The organism is Nostoc paludosum FACHB-159, assembly GCF_014698835.1.
Classification (GTDB): Bacteria; Cyanobacteriota; Cyanobacteriia; order Cyanobacteriales; family Nostocaceae; genus Nostoc; species Nostoc paludosum.
In genome coordinates this window covers 136,606-155,947 of record NZ_JACJTU010000003.1, presented here as the reverse complement: position 1 = coordinate 155,947, position 19,342 = coordinate 136,606, and the positions used below count along the sequence as shown (strand labels likewise).

The 19,342-nt window shown below is 41.7% G+C and carries 21 protein-coding genes; 11 read left to right on the top strand and 10 right to left on the bottom strand.

What is annotated here, in order from left to right:
• Nucleotides 1–16 precede the first annotated feature (16 nt).
• From H6H03_RS04500 to H6H03_RS04485, 4 genes are all read left to right on the top strand, one after another.
• Complete coding sequence (locus H6H03_RS04500; RefSeq protein WP_190953948.1) at nucleotides 17–208, top strand: type II toxin-antitoxin system HicB family antitoxin; 192 nt, start codon at nucleotides 17–19, stop codon at nucleotides 206–208.
• On the top strand, nucleotides 205–390 hold the full coding sequence (locus tag H6H03_RS04495) for a type II toxin-antitoxin system HicA family toxin (RefSeq protein WP_190953947.1): 186 nt from the start codon (nucleotides 205–207) through the stop codon (nucleotides 388–390). The genes H6H03_RS04500 and H6H03_RS04495 overlap by 4 nt, the downstream gene beginning before the upstream one ends.
• A 491-nt stretch (nucleotides 391–881) precedes the next feature.
• On the top strand, nucleotides 882–2,459 hold the full coding sequence (gene ndhD1, locus H6H03_RS04490) for a photosynthetic/respiratory NAD(P)H-quinone oxidoreductase subunit D1 (protein ID WP_190953946.1): 1,578 nt from the start codon (nucleotides 882–884) through the stop codon (nucleotides 2,457–2,459).
• Nucleotides 2,460–2,640: 181 nt separating this feature from the next.
• Nucleotides 2,641–3,366 (top strand): Uma2 family endonuclease, encoded by a 726-nt coding sequence (locus H6H03_RS04485; protein ID WP_190953945.1) that lies wholly within the window; start codon nucleotides 2,641–2,643, stop codon nucleotides 3,364–3,366.
• Between the two features lie 213 nt (nucleotides 3,367–3,579).
• On the opposite strand, the gene H6H03_RS04480 is transcribed toward H6H03_RS04485, so the two are convergent.
• From H6H03_RS04480 to H6H03_RS04475, 3 genes are read right to left on the bottom strand one after another with little or no spacing between them, the layout of a single operon-like run.
• Nucleotides 3,580–3,834, bottom strand: coding sequence for a TIGR02450 family Trp-rich protein (locus tag H6H03_RS04480; protein ID WP_190953944.1), 255 nt, complete (start codon nucleotides 3,832–3,834; stop codon nucleotides 3,580–3,582).
• Entirely contained in the window at nucleotides 3,831–3,959 is a 129-nt protein-coding gene (locus tag H6H03_RS39745; protein WP_199338740.1) for a histidine kinase, read from the bottom strand. The genes H6H03_RS04480 and H6H03_RS39745 overlap by 4 nt, the downstream gene beginning before the upstream one ends.
• Nucleotides 3,960–3,985: 26 nt before the next feature.
• The gene (locus H6H03_RS04475) at nucleotides 3,986–4,360 is read right to left on the bottom strand and encodes a hypothetical protein (RefSeq protein ID WP_190953943.1); all 375 of its coding nucleotides are present in this window, start codon (nucleotides 4,358–4,360) and stop codon (nucleotides 3,986–3,988) included.
• Between the two features lie 268 nt (nucleotides 4,361–4,628).
• Between H6H03_RS04475 and clpB the strand changes: the two genes are divergently transcribed.
• The gene (gene clpB, locus H6H03_RS04470) at nucleotides 4,629–7,247 is read left to right on the top strand and encodes an ATP-dependent chaperone ClpB (protein WP_190953942.1); all 2,619 of its coding nucleotides are present in this window, start codon (nucleotides 4,629–4,631) and stop codon (nucleotides 7,245–7,247) included.
• A 183-nt stretch (nucleotides 7,248–7,430) separates the two neighbouring features.
• Here the strand turns inward: clpB and H6H03_RS04465 are convergent, their stop codons facing one another.
• On the bottom strand, nucleotides 7,431–7,988 hold the full coding sequence (locus tag H6H03_RS04465) for an SRPBCC family protein (protein ID WP_190953941.1): 558 nt from the start codon (nucleotides 7,986–7,988) through the stop codon (nucleotides 7,431–7,433).
• A gap of 467 nt (nucleotides 7,989–8,455) precedes the next feature.
• Here H6H03_RS04465 and H6H03_RS04460 point away from each other — a divergent pair, with 467 nt between their 5' ends.
• The 3 genes from H6H03_RS04460 to H6H03_RS04450 all read left to right on the top strand — a co-directional run bounded on the left by H6H03_RS04460 (nucleotide 8,456) and on the right by H6H03_RS04450 (nucleotide 11,139).
• The gene (locus H6H03_RS04460) at nucleotides 8,456–8,650 is read left to right on the top strand and encodes a hypothetical protein (RefSeq protein ID WP_096536363.1); all 195 of its coding nucleotides are present in this window, start codon (nucleotides 8,456–8,458) and stop codon (nucleotides 8,648–8,650) included.
• A gap of 255 nt (nucleotides 8,651–8,905) precedes the next feature.
• Nucleotides 8,906–9,751, top strand: a complete 846-nt coding sequence (locus tag H6H03_RS04455) for a segregation/condensation protein A (RefSeq protein WP_190953940.1) — start codon at nucleotides 8,906–8,908, stop codon at nucleotides 9,749–9,751.
• A 218-nt stretch (nucleotides 9,752–9,969) separates the two neighbouring features.
• Entirely contained in the window at nucleotides 9,970–11,139 is a 1,170-nt protein-coding gene (locus H6H03_RS04450) for a sugar phosphate nucleotidyltransferase (RefSeq protein WP_190953939.1), read from the top strand.
• Nucleotides 11,140–11,422: 283 nt separating this feature from the next.
• Here the strand turns inward: H6H03_RS04450 and speA are convergent, their stop codons facing one another.
• Complete coding sequence (gene speA / locus H6H03_RS04445) at nucleotides 11,423–13,441, bottom strand: biosynthetic arginine decarboxylase (RefSeq protein ID WP_190953938.1); 2,019 nt, start codon at nucleotides 13,439–13,441, stop codon at nucleotides 11,423–11,425.
• A 333-nt stretch (nucleotides 13,442–13,774) separates the two neighbouring features.
• Between speA and ndk the strand changes: the two genes are divergently transcribed.
• Nucleotides 13,775–14,224, top strand: a complete 450-nt coding sequence (ndk, locus tag H6H03_RS04440; protein ID WP_190953937.1) for a nucleoside-diphosphate kinase — start codon at nucleotides 13,775–13,777, stop codon at nucleotides 14,222–14,224.
• A gap of 100 nt (nucleotides 14,225–14,324) precedes the next feature.
• On the opposite strand, the gene H6H03_RS04435 is transcribed toward ndk, so the two are convergent.
• Complete coding sequence (locus H6H03_RS04435; protein WP_190953936.1) at nucleotides 14,325–15,050, bottom strand: TerC family protein; 726 nt, start codon at nucleotides 15,048–15,050, stop codon at nucleotides 14,325–14,327.
• Between the two features lie 449 nt (nucleotides 15,051–15,499).
• On the opposite strand from H6H03_RS04435, the gene H6H03_RS04430 reads away from it, so the two are divergent.
• Entirely contained in the window at nucleotides 15,500–15,736 is a 237-nt protein-coding gene (locus H6H03_RS04430; protein WP_190953935.1) for a DUF433 domain-containing protein, read from the top strand.
• Nucleotides 15,733–16,002 (top strand): DUF5615 family PIN-like protein, encoded by a 270-nt coding sequence (locus H6H03_RS04425; RefSeq protein WP_242057723.1) that lies wholly within the window; start codon nucleotides 15,733–15,735, stop codon nucleotides 16,000–16,002. Before H6H03_RS04430 ends, H6H03_RS04425 begins: the two co-directional genes overlap by 4 nt.
• 234 nt (nucleotides 16,003–16,236) lie before the next feature.
• Here the strand turns inward: H6H03_RS04425 and H6H03_RS04420 are convergent, their stop codons facing one another.
• The 4 genes from H6H03_RS04420 to H6H03_RS04405 form a co-directional block, all read right to left on the bottom strand.
• Complete coding sequence (locus tag H6H03_RS04420; protein ID WP_190953934.1) at nucleotides 16,237–16,674, bottom strand: hypothetical protein; 438 nt, start codon at nucleotides 16,672–16,674, stop codon at nucleotides 16,237–16,239.
• Between the two features lie 69 nt (nucleotides 16,675–16,743).
• Entirely contained in the window at nucleotides 16,744–17,436 is a 693-nt protein-coding gene (locus tag H6H03_RS04415; RefSeq protein ID WP_190953933.1) for a hypothetical protein, read from the bottom strand.
• Nucleotides 17,437–17,623: 187 nt separating this feature from the next.
• Nucleotides 17,624–18,373, bottom strand: a complete 750-nt coding sequence (locus H6H03_RS04410) for a Uma2 family endonuclease (protein ID WP_190953932.1) — start codon at nucleotides 18,371–18,373, stop codon at nucleotides 17,624–17,626.
• 27 nt (nucleotides 18,374–18,400) lie between these two features.
• The gene (locus H6H03_RS04405; RefSeq protein WP_190953931.1) at nucleotides 18,401–19,048 is read right to left on the bottom strand and encodes a restriction endonuclease subunit R; all 648 of its coding nucleotides are present in this window, start codon (nucleotides 19,046–19,048) and stop codon (nucleotides 18,401–18,403) included.
• Nucleotides 19,049–19,342: the final 294 nt, after the last annotated feature.

The window sequence follows — 19,342 nt, the reverse complement described above, 5'->3', positions numbered from 1 at the left end:
GGCAGCGAATAGGCGAATGATCAAGAAGAAATACATTTACTGGCAAGATGATGATATGTGGTTAGGTTATCTCGAAGAATATCCTGATTATTGGACTCAGGGTGAAACAGAAGATGAGCTAAGAGAAAATCTACTCGATATTTATAGTGAATTAACAAGTGGAACTATCCAAAATATTCGCAGAGTTGCAGAACTTGAAGTCTCATGAAACGAAGAGACTTAATCAGTAAGCTTGAAGAAATGGGTTGTATCTTCATTCGTCATGGTGGCAAACATGATTGGTATCAAAATCCAATAACAAAAATTTCTCAAGCCGTTCCCAGACATAGAGAAATCAACGAGCAACTTGCCAAACATATTATTAAGATGCTTAGCGATGAAGCAGGGTAACAGTGCGTTAAAGCCAAGTTAAACCACTGGTATTATCAGAATTTATAGAACTGATAAGCTGTTGCCAAAGTTTTATAGGGATGAGTACGTCTGTTGTTTCTTAATCCACGTTTGTGACATAACGAATCTGATTTTCAATTTGTGCCATTATCATAGGGTTGTTTCTCATATCATGCTTTATTGCACCAAATCGCTTTTTCGACAACCACCAAACAACATAGTGTATTTTTAGCGACCCCTGGGTTAGACTAGGCGATCGCATCTTTAAAACCCTAGTTTAGCGGCTTTTTTTGGGTAAATTTTTGACTTGACTCGGAGTATCCTACCCACATTCCGCATCTCCAAGTGTCAAAAAAGACTCCCAAGAGAAAAATCGGGGATTGGGAATTTAATTAAATCAACCTAACGAGCAAGACCAAATCTCCAAAAAGCTGTTAGTTAATAACTAGTGACTTTTTGCCAAACATGATTTTGATAGCAGACGAATTGCGATGAATACAGCTAATTTCCCCTGGCTGACGACGATTATTCTGTTTCCGATAGCGGCGTCACTACTGATTCCCATCATCCCAGATAAAGATGGCAAAACAGTGCGCTGGTACTCCCTGGTTATCGGGCTGATAGATTTTGCACTGATTGTTTACGCTTTTTATACTGGGTACGATTTCTCCAATCCAGATTTGCAGTTGGTGGAGAGTTACCCCTGGGTACCACAGCTCGATTTGAATTGGTCAGTAGGGGCTGATGGCTTGTCCATGCCTCTGATTATTTTGACTGGATTCATTACCACCCTAGCGACTCTAGCAGCTTGGCCTGTGACCTTCAAGCCGAAGCTATTTTACTTTTTGCTGTTGGCGATGTATGGCGGTCAAATTGCCGTCTTCGCCGTCCAGGATATGCTGCTGTTTTTCCTGGTATGGGAATTGGAGTTGATTCCGGTTTACCTGCTGCTGGCAATTTGGGGAGGCAAAAAGCGGCAATATGCAGCGACCAAGTTTATTTTGTACACCGCTGGCGGTTCGCTGTTTATTTTGGTCGGTGCTTTGACAATGGCATTTTATGGCGATACAGTCACTTTTGACATGCGATCGCTTGGACTAAAAGACTACGCCCTCAATTTCCAACTTTTGGTTTACGCTGGCTTCCTAATTGCCTACGCCGTTAAGCTACCGATTATTCCCCTGCACACCTGGCTACCGGATGCCCACGGTGAAGCTACAGCCCCTGTACACATGCTACTAGCAGGTATTCTCCTGAAAATGGGCGGTTACGCTCTGATTCGGATGAATGCCCAAATGTTGCCTGACGCCCACGCTTATTTTGCACCTGTGTTGGTGGTTTTGGGGGTAGTAAATATCATCTACGCCGCCCTAACATCCTTTGCCCAGCGCAACCTGAAGCGAAAAATTGCCTACTCCTCAATTTCTCACATGGGCTTTGTTACCATTGGGATTGCTTCCTTTACCGATTTGGGTTTAAGTGGAGCAGTATTGCAAATGGTTTCCCACGGGTTAATTGGGGCGAGTTTGTTCTTCCTCGTAGGTGCAACTTATGACCGAACACACACCCTGATGTTAGATGAAATGGGCGGTGTCGGTAAGAGAATGCAGAAAATTTTCGCTATGTTCACCACCTGTTCAATGGCATCTTTGGCATTACCAGGAATGAGCGGTTTTGTAGCAGAATTAATGGTATTTGTTGGCTTTGCTACTAGCGATGCTTATAGCTCTACCTTCAAAGTTATTGTAGTTTTCTTGATGGCAGTTGGGGTGATTTTAACTCCGATTTATCTGCTGTCGATGTTGCGAGAAATTTTCTACGGTCAAGAAAACGAAGAATTAGTTTCTCATCAAGCTTTGATAGATGCCGAACCCCGTGAAGTATTTATCATTGCTTGTTTGTTAGTGCCAATTATTGGTATTGGTTTCTATCCAAAATTGCTCACTCAAATGTACGACTCTACAACTGTACAATTGACCGCAAGACTGCGTAATTCAGTGCCGACATTAGCGCAACAAAAACCAGAAGCACCAAAAGTTTCTTTGAGTGCGCCGGAAATTGCTAATTAGATAGCGATCGCTAATTTCAATTAATATTGCTTTGAGGGCGGGTTTTGTACCTGCCTTTTTTTAGACATTGGGCATTGGTTATTAATTCATCTCCCTCATCTCCCCATGCCCTATCTCCAGATATACGATCGCACATCAACAGATTTTCTACAATTTAAAATCAGATGTAGCAAAATAGCTCATGTTAAACTACAATCTGCTCCACTGCTTGCCTTCTTCCGAAGAACTACTAGACTCAGATGATACTGCTGTGGATAATGAACTACAAAATTCAATTCCTGGTTTGCTGAAAACGATACTGGCTTTAGCTTGGTGCGATCGCTGGGATTGGTTCTTTGGCGTTAATATGGGTATTTATTATCACCCAGATAAAGCAGCTATTGTCCCCGATGGTTTTCTCAGCTTAGGAGTACAACGTTTCATTGATGTAGGCAGAGCCTTCTCCCAAGGATTAGACTTCCGCCTGAGTTATGTATTGTGGGAAGAAAAAAAGTTGCCAATTTTGGTACTAGAAGTTGTTTCCCAAATCCATCGAGGAGAATATAGCACCAAGCAGCAATTCTATGCCAAAGAATTAGGAATTTTATACTACGTTATATACAATCCCCTGCGGCGAAAAAAACCGAGCTTGGAAGTCTATCACTTGGTTGAAGGAGAATATCTTCTCATGTCGGGAAATCCCGTTTGGTTACCAGAAATTGGTTTAGGAATTGGGCGAGAACAAGGAATTTATCAAGGTATAGCGCGGGAGTGGTTATATTGGTATGACCAAGAAGGACAGAGATTGCTGACACCAGAAGAACGCATCCAGGAACTGGAAGAACGCGCAGTTTTTGAAGAACAACGGGCAGAAATTTTGGCACAAAGGTTAAAAGCCTTTGGTGTCGATCCAGAAACTTTAATGTAAAATTTACAGCAGAATTCTCCAAGTCATAATTCAGATTAAATTGGGCTTTATTCCTGGTTATTGGACTTAATTTGTATGCTTCACCAACTTGAAATTTGGTGTGCGATCGCCTAAATTTGATTGTTAATGTCAAATCAAAATACTAGGCCAAATGTCAAGTAACTAAAGGGATATATTACTTGAGATTCATTTGAGTTTATCTATTTGAGGCAATCAAGACACATCATCTTCTAGTTCCTCGATTTGCTGTAATGTTTGCCACCCCGCTTGCCACTGGGAGTTATCTTGTAATAATTTGGCATTTATCCAGAAACGAACTTTAGGATCGCAAGCAGCCACCATTTCAGCGTATACCCACTTACCCTGATTTTTACGGTTGACAACTTGGAAGTGTCTCCATCCATCAACTTTTTGTTGTGCTGTCCACTTAGAACCGAGTAAATAAGGAAATTTTTGTTTTTTAGTCATTGGCATTGGGCATTGGGCATTGGGCATTGGGCATTGGGCATGGGGCATTGGGCATGGGGAGCCAAGGTGATAGAGGGTAGAGGGGAAAGACTCATTGCAACTTCCCTTGTACGCCTCTGCCCCATTTTCCTAATCTTTCCACTGGCTTTACTTAACGCGTTACTAAATTACCGTTGCGGGTAAACTTTTGACAATCCAATTCACCATCTTGCTGTATACATAGGGAAAACCATCTGATATGACTCCAACAGGTGTTGATATTGTTGGTAATTTTGCGCTTTTTTTTAGAAAGGCGTTGCCTTACAACTTCATTAGGGCAAAGAATTTCCAAAGTACCGAAACCATCTTCGCGATCAATGATGCGAAATAGGCAGTCTTGCAACATAGCACGGCTACTGCTGTCGAAGAAATGCTTAAATCGCTGTAGCTTTTCTCCTTCAGTCATCTTGCTGATGGGTTTTGTTTCAAATAAATCCTCATCCTCAAAGTCAAAGTTATCATCCTCAAAGTCGTAGGGGTCAATCATTTTCAGCGTCCACTAGGCGACCTGGAATTATGGTAACTCTGTCTGGGGACAGGGAGGGCAAAGGGGCGGAGGAGATAAGGGGGGCAAGGAAAAGAATTCTTAACTTGCCAAGCAACAGAAGACAAAAAACCATCAAAGGCGGTAATACTACTACTCTAGGAAGACGTGATGACCGATCCAACTAGCTGCTTACCTATTTTTACAATGTTTTTATCAGAGAATATTGCTCTGTATGCCTTGTGCCCTCAAGTGGTTTATCGAATAGCTTATGCAACCTACCGATCCTAACCAATTTACGGAAAAAGCCTGGGAAGCGATCGCCCATACGCCGGATATTGTTAAACAATATCAACAACAGCAGATTGAAAGCGAACATTTGATGAAAGCACTGCTAGAACAAGATGGGCTAACTAGCAGTGTCTTAACAAAAGCCAGTGTTAACTTGCAAAAACTCCGCGATCGCACCGAGCAATTTATCCAACGTCAGCCGAAAGTCTCTGGTAGCAGCACCTCCGTGTACTTGGGACGCAGTTTAGATACACTCCTAGACCGCGCCAACGGATATCGCCAGGAATTTCAAGACGAATATATTTCAATTGAACATTTATTGCTGGCTTATGCTAAAGATGACCGCTTTGGCAAAGCTTTATTTCAAGAATTCGCTTTAAATGAAAGCAAACTAAAAAATATTATTAAACAAATTCGTGGGAGCCAAAAAGTGACCGACCAAAATCCAGAAGGCAAATACGAAGCACTGGAAAAATATGGGCGTGACCTCACAGAAGCAGCCCGAAAAGGTCAACTAGATCCAGTGATTGGACGAGATGATGAAATTCGTCGGACTGTACAAATTCTCTCTCGCCGTACAAAAAATAACCCAGTATTAATCGGCGAACCAGGTGTTGGTAAAACTGCGATCGCCGAAGGATTAGCACAGCGCATTGTTGCCGGTGATGTCCCTCAATCCCTGAAAGACCGCAAGTTAATTGCATTAGATATGGGTGCTTTAATTGCCGGGGCAAAATTCCGGGGTGAATTTGAAGAACGTCTCAAAGCAGTATTAAAAGAAGTCACCGAATCTGGCGGTAATATTGTTTTATTTATTGATGAAATTCACACCGTTGTCGGTGCTGGCGCTACCCAAGGGGCGATGGATGCTGGTAACTTGTTAAAACCAATGTTGGCGCGGGGCGAATTGCGCTGTATTGGGGCGACAACTTTGGATGAATATCGCAAATATATCGAAAAAGATGCGGCACTGGAAAGACGTTTTCAACAAGTTTATGTCGATCAGCCGAGTGTCGAAGACGCAATTTCGATTTTGCGCGGTTTGAGAGAACGCTATGAAAACCACCACGGGGTGAAGATTTCCGATAGTGCTTTAGTTGCAGCGGCCATATTATCGAGTCGTTATATTAGCGATCGCTTCTTACCAGATAAAGCCATTGACTTAGTAGATGAAGCCGCCGCTAGGTTAAAAATGGAGATTACCTCTAAACCAGAAGAACTCGACGAAATTGACCGCAAGATTCTGCAATTGGAAATGGAGAAGCTATCACTACAAAAAGAAAGTGATGCAGCTTCCCGCGAACGTCTTGAAAGACTAGAAAAAGAAATTGCTGACCTCAAAGAAGAACAAAGTACTCTCAATGCTCAATGGCAATCTGAAAAAGATATCATTAACAAAATTCAGTCCGTTAAAAAAGAAATTGAACGGGTGAATTTGGAGATTCAGCAAGCAGAACGCGATTACGACCTCAACCGGGCTGCTGAATTGAAGTATGGTAAATTAACAGATTTGCATCGCAAATTAGAAGCAGCAGAAAGCGAATTAGCAAACGCCCAAAAAACTGGAAAATCTCTGTTACGTGAAGAAGTAACCGAAGGTGATATTGCCGAAGTGATTTCTAAATGGACAGGAATTCCCATTAGCAAGTTGGTGGAATCAGAAAAAGAAAAACTGCTGCATTTAGAAGATGAATTGCACCGTCGCGTGATTGGACAAGAAGAAGCAGTCACAGCTGTAGCCGATGCAATTCAGCGATCGCGTGCTGGATTAGCCGATCCAAATCGTCCCATTGCTAGTTTTATTTTCCTGGGGCCCACAGGTGTCGGTAAAACTGAATTGGCGAAGGCCTTGGCGGCTTACATGTTCGACACTGAAGAGGCGCTAGTAAGAATCGATATGTCGGAATATATGGAAAAACACGCCGTATCAAGACTTATCGGTGCACCCCCAGGATACGTAGGTTATGAAGAAGGCGGACAATTAACTGAAGCAATCCGTCGTCGTCCTTATGCGGTGATTCTCTTCGACGAAATCGAAAAAGCGCACCCCGATGTATTCAATATCTTCTTGCAAATTCTCGATGATGGTCGCGTTACCGATGCCCAAGGTCATACCGTGGACTTCAAGAACGCTATTATCATCATGACCAGCAACATCGGTTCTCAGTATATTCTCGATATTGCTGGCGATAATGCCCACTATGACGAAATGCGCCGTCGGGTGATGGAGGCGATGCGAAATAGCTTCCGTCCAGAATTCCTGAACCGGATTGATGAAATCATCATTTTCCACGGTTTGAACAAGCAGGAGTTACGTCAAATTGTAAAATTGCAGGTAGAAAGATTACGGCAAAGACTGGGCGATCGCAAGATTTCTCTCAAACTCTCCGATGCTGCTCTTGACTTTTTAGCAGAAGTAGGGTATGACCCAGTGTTTGGGGCGCGTCCATTGAAACGAGCGATTCAGCGCGAGTTAGAAACGCAAATTGCCAAAGCCATCTTGCGTGGCGAATTCAACGACGGTGACACCATTTTTGTCGATGTGCAAAATGAGCGTCTTTCCTTTAGCCGTTTACCAGTTGAGATCTTTAGCAGTTGATCGGATTTTGGATTCTCAAAAAGTGTACATTGCAAAAACGCAAAGTTAGGCTAAAGCTTCTTTGCGTTTTTTTATGAAATATTTTTTTAGGATGTCGGTTGAAGCGTAGTTTCGGACATAAGCTTACCGTCAAACTGTAATACCAAAAGACTTTCTTTGGCTATTGCCTATTGCCTGTTATACCTACTGACCTTTACAAAGTACTTGTCGCATCTTACGCATATTCGCTGGTAATTCAAAGTTCATTGCTTGTTGAATGAAAATTGATGGAATCGGGATATTAGGTGTAGCTTGCACAGTATAAGCGAGTAAAGTGCCATTACCGCAGTCTTTGAGTTCTAAATGAGCGTCAAAATCCTCAAAAGTTCCTTTTTCCATACGAAATTGGATTTGTTGCCCCAGTACTTCTACAACATTGAGGTAAATTTCCACTTGAGCCGTGAAAAACAGAAAGGCTTTTTGTGCTGCTTGGTACAGGCGCTTGGCTTCGCCTCTATGTATTACTTCGCTTTTGGTAATATCGGGAAAATATTGTACCCAGCGTGGGTAATCAGTTAATTGCTGCCAGACTTGCGATCGCACCATCGGCAAATACATCCAAGCTGTGACAGCGCCACCCCACGCCTTATGCGATCGGGTTTCTACTAAAATTTCGCCCTGTACCAGTAAACTTTGCTTGTCTTGACTCCAAGCCATATCTGAACCTGCAATAATTGAGCTTAAAATATGAGACGCAGACATAATGATTTCAGTAACTCCTCAACTCATCCACCTAAAAATGTTGAAACTACAAGCTATCAAAACTTGATTCAACTCTAACCCACTCAATTTTAGTTCCAGTTTAGTAATTGTTCTTTCCGGAAATACTCATTTTTCGATAATTATTTCAGTTACTTTACTGGGAAAACTGTATTTCTGAACACAATTAACACAATCAACACTTAAGTAAAAATTTATCAAAGCAATACTCATAAATAAAAAATCAACTTTTTAACAGCTAAAATGGCACAAACACCAACTAATATCAAGTGCCAAGAGTTATTCTAGAAGTTTTCACGGTAATCACTGTGTCTACTTTATGGACTTTTAGTAATTAACATCTGCGAATTTTTGCGTATTATTTCTGATTAAAGTGAAACTTTACCGTATCTTCATACTTGAATATCAATACTAAGTCTAATGTCTGTTGAGTTGAGAGGAAAACTGAAGTGAGTCAATCATCTTTAAATCGTAGATTAATTCAGATTTTCGGAATCCTTCTTGGTATCAGTTTCGCGGTTTGGATACTCCGAGGCTTTGGTATTCTGACTTTTATTCCGGGTGGAATTATTTGGCTACTATTACTGGGGGCGATCGCGATCGGGATTATTAGTTATGCTCAAAGAACTTGGTGGCGTTTTTAATTATTCTCTATGGGGCAATAAAAAAACAAGAGAGAAAAATTGCCCCTTCCCTTGTCCTCCTTGTCCCCTTCCCCTTGTCTCCCCATCTCCCCATATCTAATGCCCCATACTTATCTACGAGAGGCTGCGCCAACGGCTGCGCCCTTCTCTACGAGAGGCTGCGCCAACGACTACGCTCAGGACAAGCTCAGTACAAGTGCCCTATGCCCCATGCCCCATGCCCCATGCCCCATTTAATTAACTTAGTACCTGCTGATGGAAGCTTCCGAGCTGTTAGAAACAATTACACTCCTGATTCATCAAGCCCAGCAGGGGGAAATTGACCCTTGGGATGTGCAAGTGATTGAGGTGATTGACCGTTACTTAGAACTGATGGCACCAGAGGCAATAAGGAAAGGCTATGAAACAGACTTATCTCAATCTGGGCAAGCCTTTTTATCAGCATCAATGCTGGTATTGTTCAAAGCTAATACTTTAATGCAATTGTCAACAGTAGAAGATGCACAGGATGGTGTATTAGATGATGCTTTGTTGGCAGATGAAGATGGTGCATTCCACCATGGCCCTCGGCTACCATTAGAACGACAATTGCGTCGTCGTCCAGCAGCAATGCCACCGCCAAAACGCCGGGTAACTCTACAAGAGTTAATTGAGCAATTACAGATTATGGCGAACCAGCTCAAACTCGTAGAGAAAACCAGCAAACCTGTACGTCCCAAGCGTCAGCCTAGCATTCAAAGTCTGCGGCAGGCTCTAGAGTTGGCTCACCAAGAAAATCTGACAGAAGTGGCAAAAGAACTAGAGCAGGTGTTGAAATTATCCGCAAAAGAACTATGTTTAGAACAAAATTGGTTGAATTTAGAACAACTCGTCGAATTGTGGACTCAGAGGAGGCAATCATCTCAAAATGGGTCTGGACACGAGTCTGAACACAGTCATCTAGTTAGCGTTTTCTGGGCGCTATTACTACTCTCGGCTCAATCCAAAGTAGAGCTATCTCAAGAGGAATTTTACGATGAGATTAAAGTTCGCTTACTCACAGATTCAGCTAACAGTTCCCCAGGTTGTGAGCAGCCAATTAACTCAGCAAGTCAAAACTAGCTTTACAGATAGTTGAGACAGTTTTGCGTCAGCTTCCAAATCCGAGTAAATTGAAAAGATAAGCGATCGCTTGTCATCTAAGTGTACCTATGGTTGCAATAACCACTAAATTATTGTTATCCCTGTTTGGAGGGATAACTTAGAGCAGAAATAAAAACTGATGATTAAGTATCACTCTAAAGAAAGTAAACTGGCTTGTGGTTGAGGAATAAACTTTTATGAAAGCGATGATTCTAGCGGCTGGCAAGGGTACTCGCGTGCGTCCAATTACGTACACTATGCCCAAACCGATGATGCCCATCCTGCAAAAGCCAGTGATGGAGTTTTTGCTGGAACTGTTACGCCAACATGGATTTGACCAGATTCTGGTCAACGTGAGTCACTTGGCTGAGGAAATAGAAAACTATTTCCGTGATGGTCAGCGGTTTGGCGTACAAATTGCCTATTCTTTTGAAGGGAAAATAGACGACGACGGTAAACTGGTAGGTGAAGCCATTGGCTCAGCTGGAGGAATGCGCCGCATTCAAGACTTTTCACCGTTTTTTGATGACACTTTCGTTGTATTGTGCGGTGATGCTTTGATTGACCTGGATTTAACTGCGGCAGTTAAATGGCATAGAGCTCAAGGATCGATCGCTACTATTATTACGAAAACTGTCCCCAAAGAAGAAGTTTCTAGCTACGGTGTGGTTGTTACCGACGAAGATGGTCGGGTTAAAGCTTTCCAAGAAAAACCTTCAACTGAAGAAGCCCTCAGTACCAACATCAACACCGGTATTTATATCTTTGAACCAGAGGTATTTAACTATATCCCCTCTGGCGTCGAATACGACATTGGTAGCCAATTGTTCCCCAAACTAGTGGAAATCAAAGCTCCTTTTTATGCCATTCCTATGGACTTTGAATGGGTAGACATTGGTAAAGTACCAGACTATTGGCGGGCGATTCGCGGTGTGCTGTTGGGTGAAATCAAAAATGTACAAATTCCTGGCCATGAAGTCGCCCCTGGTATCTACACTGGCTTAAATGTTGCGGTCAATTGGGACAAAGTGGATATCACAGGCCCAGTTTACATTGGTGGGATGACAAGAATAGAAGACGGAGCTAAAATCGTCGGCCCAGCGATGATTGGCCCCAATTGTTGGATATGTAGTGGCGCAACTGTAGAAAACAGCGTCATTTTTGAATGGTCACGCCTCGGTCCGGGCGTCCGCTTAGTGGATAAGCTAGTGTTTGGACGTTATTGCGTCGATAAAACCGGTGCTGCAATTGATGTTCAAGCCGCAGCTTTAGACTGGCTAATTACCGATGCTCGTCAGACAGTACCATCCCATACTCCTCTTGAGCGACAAGCGATAGAGGAATTATTGGGGACAAGCGCGAATTAAAATCAGAGTTAGGAGTTAGGAGTTAGGAGTTAGGAGTTAGGAGTTAGGAGTTAGGAGTTAGGAGTTAGGAGTTAGGAGTTAGGAGTTAGGAGTTAGGAGTTAGGAGTTAGGAGTTAGGAGTTAGGAGTTAGGAGTTAGGAGTTTTGACTCTTAACTCTTAACTATTTAAAAATGAGGAGTTAGGAGTTAGGAATTATGATTTTTATTCTTAACTCTTAACTCTTAACTCTCAACTCTCATCTCTCATCTCTCATCTCTTAACTCTTATCTTCATTCCTCAATCCTAACTATTTAGATAAGTGTATCTTCTGAGACTCTGTTCGTAGGTTTGTAGAAGTCGCTGAGATTCTGCTAGAGTGATACGCTTTTCTTCTAAAGCTTTCTCGCAGCGCTGGCGGATGTTTTCCACCATATCTTCGGAGTCATATTGAACGTAGCTCACCACTTCACTCATGGTGTCGCCTTTGACTACGTGTTCGATTTGGTAGCCTTTGGGCGTTAATTGGATGTGAACGGCGTTGGTATCGCCAAATAAGTTGTGCAAGTTACCCATGATTTCCTGGTAAGCTCCATTGAGGAACATACCCAAGTAATAGGGTTCTCCTGCTTTGTGGGGGTGGAGTTCTAAAACAGATTTGACATCGCGCAGGTCAATAAAGCGGTCGATTTTACCGTCGCTGTCACAGGTGAGGTCTGCTAAAATTCCCCGCCGCGTTGGTTCTTCATCCAAGCGGTGGATTGGCATGATGGGGAATAACTGGTCGATCGCCCAACAATCTGGTGCTGATTGAAACACTGACATGTTGACGTAATAGATGGAAGCCATGATTTTTTCTAGGTCTTCCAGTTCATCCGGTACGTATTCTTGCTGCCTAGTAATGTCTAAAATCTTTTGACAACAAGCCCAGTAGAGCCGTTCGGCTTTGGCTCGTTCTCTGAGGCGTAAAATTCCCAAGTTGAAGCGGCTGATGGCTTCTTCTTTGAATTGTGCCGCGTCGTGGTACAGTTCTTGGTAATTTTCTTTGTTGATGGATTGGTAGCTTTCCCAGAGGTAATTAATAATTGGGGATTCTCCCTCTTGGGGCGGTTCTGGCGGATCGAGGGGGACATCACTGGTACTGAGAACGTCGAAAATCAGCACTGATTGATGGGAAGCGATCGCTCTTCCACTTTCACTAATCAGTGTTGGTACGGGAATTTGCCGTTCAGCACAGGTATCTTTTAACTCTGCCACAATATCGTTGGCATAGTTCTGCATGTTGTAATTTTTCGATGCGTAGAAGTTGGTTTGGGAACCGTCGTAATCTACACCCAAACCGCCACCGACATCGAGGTATTTCATGTCTGCCCCCAGCATTGCCAATTCTACGTAAATGCGGCTGGCTTCTTGGATGGCATCTTTAATTACATTAATGGCAGAAATTTGCGAACCGATATGGAAGTGCATCAACTGTAAAGAATCCAGCAGATTAGCTTCCCGTAGCTTGTCAACTGCCTCGATGACCTCAGGCATAGTCAAGCCAAATTTAGCGCGATCGCCACTGGAAGTTCCCCAACGTCCCATACCTTGGGTGCTGAGTTTCGCGCGCACGCCCAAAATCGGCTTAATCCCTAACTGGCGATTGGCTGCAATCACCAAATCCACCTCTTCAATTTGTTCTAAGACGATGATTGGTGTTTGCCCTAGTCTTTGGGCTAACATTGCCGTTTCAATGTATTCCTGGTCTTTGTAGCCATTGCAAACTAACAATGCTCCTGGTGTATCCAGAATAGCCAGAGCAATCATTAATTCGGGCTTGGAACCCGCTTCTAAACCAAATTGATGAGGCTTGCCGAATTTGACTAAATCCTCAATTAAATGGCGTTCTTGGTTGCACTTGACAGGAAACACACCACGGTAGACACCAGGGTAGTTGTAACGGGCGATCGCTTTGGCAAAACAAGCATTCAACCGCTCAATCCGGTCTTCTAAAATATCGGAAAAGCGAATCAGCAAGGGTAGTCCCAAATTGCGCTGCTTCAAGGCATTGACTAATTCAAACAAATCTAGAGAACCCCCGCGATCGCCTTTGGGGGCAACGGTAACGTGACCAGCAGCATTAATGGAAAAATAAGGTTGTCCCCAACCTTCAATGCGATATAGTGTTTCGCTATCCTCAATTTTCCAGGAGCGAGGTAAATCTCCTGTGGTAGTACTTGGTGGTAACAGCTTTTTTTGTTGATTTTTTTTCACTTCAGATTTCTGTCCATTGGACGGTAGTAGTACCACCTCGTCAGATGTAGCAGTTGACTCAACACCCATTTCTTCCTAACCTCTGTGTTTCACCCACGAATTAACAATTTAGCGCATTCGTTTCATAACCGATATGCACCCAAGGTTAATTTCTGAGATAAACTCTGATTGGTCAAGAGTCATGTGTTATGGCAGGCAATAGGCAATAGGCAACAGGCAATAGGCAAAGAAAGTCTTTTGCTATCTGGATTTTACGGTCAGCTTATATCCTAAACTATGCTTGAACCGCTATATTTGTCATGTCATTTGTCATCAGTCATGAGTGCAAAACCCTTGAACAAACGACAAAAGACAATGGACAATTGACTAGATAAAAACTTTATTAAGTTTTGGGAGATAGCTTTGGAACGCACATTCTTAGCAATTAAGCCTGACGGCGTACAGCGCAAATTGGTAGGCGAAATTATTCGTCGCTTTGAAACTAAAGGTTTTACCCTAGTTGGTTTAAAATTCCTGCAAGTCAGTCGGGAACTAGCCGAACAACATTATGATGTCCACCGGGAACGTCCGTTCTTTGGAAGCTTAGTTGAATTTATTACCTCTGGTCCCGTAGTAGCGATGGTCTGGGAAGGAGATGGCGTTATTGCATCTGCGAGAAAAATCATTGGTGCAACGAACCCCTTATCAGCCGAACCAGGAACAATCCGCGGCGATTTTGGCGTTAATATTGGTCGTAACTTAATTCACGGTTCCGATGCTCCAGAAACCGCCCAACGAGAAGTAGCCCTGTGGTTTAAGGATGAAGAATTAGTCAATTGGCAACCGCATTTAACACCCTGGTTGCGCGAGTAAGAAATTAGGGAATGGGGAGTGTGGGGAGTGTGGGAAGTGTGGGGGGAAAGATTTCTTCCCCATCGTCCCACACCTCCCACACCTCCCAATGCCCCTCTTCTTACTTGGGTACTTCTGTTTTTTCCGGTTCTACTTGGGGTAATTCGGGGGCGCCAACGCGTTTGGAAAATCCCCAGCCTAAAATTAGGAAGATGGCTGTAATCATTAGCCATTCTGGTGGGACTAAACTATCGTTCACTACTTTTAATAAGAGTCGCAAACCCACAAAAGCAACAGTTATATAGCCTGCATCTTCTAGATTTTCATATTCGTCTAGCCAACGGATAAACAATCCCGCCATGAATCGCAGTGTGATAATACCAATTGTGGCACCCGTTAGCACTAGCCATTTTTCTTGAGAAACTGCGATCGCAGTTGTGACACTATCCAAGGAAAATGCCAAATCTGTAAATGCAATCACGGGGATGGCTTGCAATAAGGAATTAAAACGCGGCCCGTGATGATGATCGTCGTTGCCTTCTTCTGAGGTAAAGTGTTGGAATACCAGCCATAGCAAGTAGGCAGCGCCCAATAATTCAAATTGCCAGAATTGTTGTACCCAGGTGGCGGTTAGAATTAGGGTGATTCGCAGCACGTAGGCTACTACTAAACCAAAGTTCAAAGCTTTACGCTCAAGTTCTTTGTCTTCTAGCCCTTGGGCGATGGCTGCGAGGGCGATCGCATTGTCAGCAGATAGCACCGCCTCTAAAAATATTAGTATCAGCAAGACTATCGGGGCTTCAACGCTGAAATGAAAGTGGAGGTAATCAAAAATTCGGTCTAGCATTCCAAGTTTCTCAAGCAGGAAAAAGTTAAAATTTGACTCTAACAGAGATTTTCTTATTCAAGAGCGCAGCAAATTGCCACTTTGATCCAGCTTAACGTGGTTCTGGTGCATTCTGAAGAGGGTTGAGTTGGTGCGATTGCCCTACTACTGGGGTATTTGCCGTGTAAGTCAATACACCAAAAGTTTTAATATTCGTTTTTGGGAAGTCTTAAGGCGATCGCTTACAAAAACTCATCCTTTAATAAGTAAACTATAATTAGTTATAAATAACATCTAAGTTTTATTTATGCTTTGGAGATTTTTGCTGGAAATTTTCGTTTTTCTATAAGTAAACCTAAAGCCGTTCTCGAAAAAATAATTTTTTAAATATACAATAGCAACTACGTCAAAAGAACCAACCTATGAGAAAAACTCAGGCACAGTAAAGTAATAATTCATGAATATTTTTTATGGATAACACACTTCTACAACGCATTACTCATAATCCAGATATATGCCACGGCAAACCATGTATTAGAGGACTTCGTTATCCAGTTGAATTGATTTTAGAACTGCTGAGTTCTGGTATGACTAATGAGGAAATATTGGCAGATTATGACGACTTAGAATCTGAAGATATTTTCGCTGTCTTGTTGTTTGCTGCTCGACTCAGCCAAGTCAAAAGTATTCATCGGATTGCCTCATGAAATTTCTTGTCGATGCTCAGTTACCTGTTCGTCTTGCTCGTTTTCTAAAAGCTTCAGGTTACGATGCAATCCACACTAGAGACTTACCAAGCCAAAATGCCACTCCAGATAATGAGATTAATGTCATATCAATTGCAGAAGATCGAATTTTAATTACTAAAGATGTGGATTTTGTCAACTCTTTTTTAACAATTCAGCAACCTTATAAACTACTTTTAATTACGACAGGCAATATTAAAAACTCAGAATGGAAACACTATTTATAGGAAACTTCCAATCTGTAGTTGAATTGTTTAAGCAGCATTCCTATATTGAAATAAATCGAGAAGCTATTATTGTGCATCAGTAGTCTCTATAAAAATTCCTAAGATCACACGTAGGCTCATCGCTTAATTTTTATTTTAATTTCTTAAATGTTGAGATAAGTGTAGGGCAGCACAATTGTACTACCCTACAAACGTTGTATTCAATTAGGCTAAAATCTGGAGTGATTCAAAATTTTATAAAATATCTGCCAACTTCACCAACAGACTATTTGCTAAATCTACTAAGCTAATATCATCTGTATCAACAATATTTTCACCACCAGCTAATAGATTTGTCACAGCAATTAACCTGTCGTCTACTTCAGGACTTCTCCAATATTCTTCTAAACTTACTGCAAAATCGAACAGCGATCGCTCTCCTAAATACTCTCTAACTTTTACAGCTACATTATCATCACTTACCAAAAATTCTTTAATAGCATCTAATCGAGAATTCCCTAAGATTTCATCATTTCCCCAGGTTTCTAACCAGTCTCCATTTACATCTTCAACATAAAAATTCACAAAATCAACGCCGTAAGTTAACCAGTTCTGCTGCATTTGTCTAGCTGTTGCTAAAGCTTCGGCAAAATTAACATTGTTGCAGGTGTGAGTTTCTCTTTTGTGAGCCATAAAAGCTGTAATGAGCAGGTAAGTATGTAGGCTAGAATACAAATCTTGTACATCCAAATCCAGAAATAATCAGGAAAATTTTAAATATTTCCCACCAGAGAGGTAATCACTGTTATACAGTGCCACGTTGACTAACTGGTTAACAAAATTAGTATCCTTGGGATTGTAACTTAGGAACAATCCTCTCTCTATTTCCCACGATCGCAGTGTATTTTGCCAAGCTTGGTACTTTTGTTGATTGAGTTCTTCACTGACACTGGTAACTTGAATGCAGAGTGGTTGATTGTTACGACTACTAACAATTAAATCCGTTGCCATTGATAGGTCGGCAATATAACGCTGCCAAAAACTACCTTCTCGCTGAACAACATCTTGGGCTATATTTCTAATAATATCATCATCACCCTGATTAAACTCACCTGCCATTAATTTTTGTTTCCAAATATAAAACTTGGAATCATTTGCATTAATCCATTTGGGAAAAAGGTAACCATACCAATATCTTTCAATGGGTGTCATTTCCTCAAATTTGGCTTTTTGTTCTTCTTGTGAAGGTGAGGATTTTATTATTAACCAAATTGTCGAATCCGTAATTACTTCTAAGAGAAAAGCAAGGACAAAAGGTTTAGCCGTCAGGGAACCCGGTTTAATATTTTTTACCCAACGGTTGATTTCATCTAATCTTCTCGCTAGATTAGGATCTATCGAGGAAGCTTGCTCGATGAGGGATTTCAATTTATCCTTAATCTCTTTTGCTTGCAAACGAGGCCCTACTTTCAGATACTAACGCTTTTTTAATAAGAAAGAATTCAGGAGTCAGGAGTCCGGATTTCATTCTGTGTGCCTGGGGTATGAATAAATTGATTCTGAATTCTCAATTGTGAATTCTGAAGTTTGTATTCTTCTCCAATTTTACCTGTAAAGTGTCTATGTAAATTTGCCCATCTCATCAAATATTCTCAGGGTTAATCCCCTGTGTACGCAAAAGTTCACGCAGCCTAGCAATTTCTTGTTCTGCTTGTTGGGCGCGTTCTTCTGCTTGTTGGGCGCGTAAACTTTCCTGTTGGGCGCGTAAACTTTCCTGTTGGGCTAGTTCTTCTGATGATGGTATCAATTGATTTTCGGCAGTAAAGAATCTTAATTTACCTTCATAAACTCCCAAATAAAGTTCTAACTGCTGACTCCATAAACGTCCATCAGTAGTGGATTGAATATTTTGATACTTACCATCTACAAGATGAAATCCTTGTAATTCCATTGTTATGGGGTCAAACAAGAAATAATCGGGTGTGCGGAAAGTATCTTGGTAAACTTCTTTTTTAAAGCCTTTATCAACTGCTGCTGTTGAATTCGACAAAATCTCCACAATTACATTTGGATATTTGCCGTCTTCTTGCCAAACTACCCAACTTTTACGGTCTTTTTTCTCGGTTCCCAAAACTACAAAAAAGTCTGGGCCTCGGAAGTATTCTGATTTTTTCTGGTTGGGACTGTAATAAATTGTCAAATTTCCAGAAGCATAAAAATCTTGTCTTTCTCGCCACCACGATTTCAGTAGGCGAATCAGCAAATCGATTTGGTCTCGGTGTAGGTCACTTTCCAAGGGTGGTTCGTCACTCAGTATATCGCCAGGAGGAAAAATAACTTCATCTTCTGAGGTATTATCAGAGATAAATTCTAAAGTAGCAGGTTCAGACATAAGCGATCGCCCCGCAATTTACATTCATTATTCCTGAAAATTGACTAACTTGCAGATGCTTTTAAGAACTTGTAATAACTCAATTGCATCGGGAGATTGATTGAGACTTAATAATGGCATTAATTGATAAGTTGGCTGTTGTTGGTGTCTTAAATAAACAAATTGATAACGCAGCCCGTTAGTTACCAAACCCCAAACAGATGATTGTTGTTCTAAGCTTTTAAAAGCATAAGTGAGTAATTGAGGTAAACCCTCACCCACTTCGATCGCACTATTTTTCGTTTCAATTACTAAAATCCAAAAAGTTGATGCAGCATTAGTTTGAGGATTATTGAGTGCTAAAATATCCATGCGTCCGGTAATTCTTTTGTCTTCATCTTCGACAGCGATCGCCACGCTATCTTCCATTGTCAACCGAATCGGCACATCATAAAATCCTGCTAACCGCATTAATGGCGCAATAGTCAAAAATTTAACTAACCCTTCAGAAATTTTACCTGCGCTTAAGTAACGATCAAAGTCATTTCTGATTCGCAATAAATCCTGCTGTTCAAACTCAGAGAGTGGTTCTAGATTTAAGAAGTTTGTAAATAAACCATTGAGAAGCTTTTCGAGTTTGAGAAAGCGATGAACATCGTTGAGAGATAAACTACTGGCTTCGAGAATAAGTGGCATAGTTTTTGGAAAAGGGAGTGAGGGAGATGTGGTTCGACTTCGCTCGATTACCGCGTAGTCGAAATTCGGCGTTGCTGAATCAGAATATGAAATGCCAAAATTACCTTTCCTTTTCTTTGTACCTTTGCGCCTTTGCGACTTTGCGTGAGACAAATTCATATTTTCAATCAGCAACGCCCGAAATTCACCAATCGGGAGATGACTGGGCAATTTCCACCCAGCTTAATGAAAATCTAAACACAGTACAGCGTAACTGGGCTAAGAATAGTTTTTAGTAACAATAGCGATCGCGCT

Coding starts and splice junctions, on each gene's coding strand:
- H6H03_RS04500 (WP_190953948.1), top strand. CDS start 17: ATGATCAAGAAGAAATACATTTACTGGCAAGATGATGATATGTGGTTA.
- H6H03_RS04495 (WP_190953947.1), top strand. CDS start 205: ATGAAACGAAGAGACTTAATCAGTAAGCTTGAAGAAATGGGTTGTATC.
- ndhD1 (WP_190953946.1), top strand. CDS start 882: ATGAATACAGCTAATTTCCCCTGGCTGACGACGATTATTCTGTTTCCG.
- H6H03_RS04485 (WP_190953945.1), top strand. CDS start 2,641: ATGTTAAACTACAATCTGCTCCACTGCTTGCCTTCTTCCGAAGAACTA.
- H6H03_RS04480 (WP_190953944.1), bottom strand. CDS start 3,834: ATGACTAAAAAACAAAAATTTCCTTATTTACTCGGTTCTAAGTGGACA.
- H6H03_RS39745 (WP_199338740.1), bottom strand. CDS start 3,959: ATGGGGCAGAGGCGTACAAGGGAAGTTGCAATGAGTCTTTCCCCTCTA.
- H6H03_RS04475 (WP_190953943.1), bottom strand. CDS start 4,360: ATGATTGACCCCTACGACTTTGAGGATGATAACTTTGACTTTGAGGAT.
- clpB (WP_190953942.1), top strand. CDS start 4,629: ATGCAACCTACCGATCCTAACCAATTTACGGAAAAAGCCTGGGAAGCG.
- H6H03_RS04465 (WP_190953941.1), bottom strand. CDS start 7,988: ATGTCTGCGTCTCATATTTTAAGCTCAATTATTGCAGGTTCAGATATG.
- H6H03_RS04455 (WP_190953940.1), top strand. CDS start 8,906: ATGGAAGCTTCCGAGCTGTTAGAAACAATTACACTCCTGATTCATCAA.
- H6H03_RS04450 (WP_190953939.1), top strand. CDS start 9,970: ATGAAAGCGATGATTCTAGCGGCTGGCAAGGGTACTCGCGTGCGTCCA.
- speA (WP_190953938.1), bottom strand. CDS start 13,441: ATGGGTGTTGAGTCAACTGCTACATCTGACGAGGTGGTACTACTACCG.
- H6H03_RS04435 (WP_190953936.1), bottom strand. CDS start 15,050: ATGCTAGACCGAATTTTTGATTACCTCCACTTTCATTTCAGCGTTGAA.
- H6H03_RS04430 (WP_190953935.1), top strand. CDS start 15,500: ATGGATAACACACTTCTACAACGCATTACTCATAATCCAGATATATGC.
- H6H03_RS04425 (WP_242057723.1), top strand. CDS start 15,733: ATGAAATTTCTTGTCGATGCTCAGTTACCTGTTCGTCTTGCTCGTTTT.
- H6H03_RS04420 (WP_190953934.1), bottom strand. CDS start 16,674: ATGGCTCACAAAAGAGAAACTCACACCTGCAACAATGTTAATTTTGCC.
- H6H03_RS04410 (WP_190953932.1), bottom strand. CDS start 18,373: ATGTCTGAACCTGCTACTTTAGAATTTATCTCTGATAATACCTCAGAA.
- H6H03_RS04405 (WP_190953931.1), bottom strand. CDS start 19,048: ATGCCACTTATTCTCGAAGCCAGTAGTTTATCTCTCAACGATGTTCAT.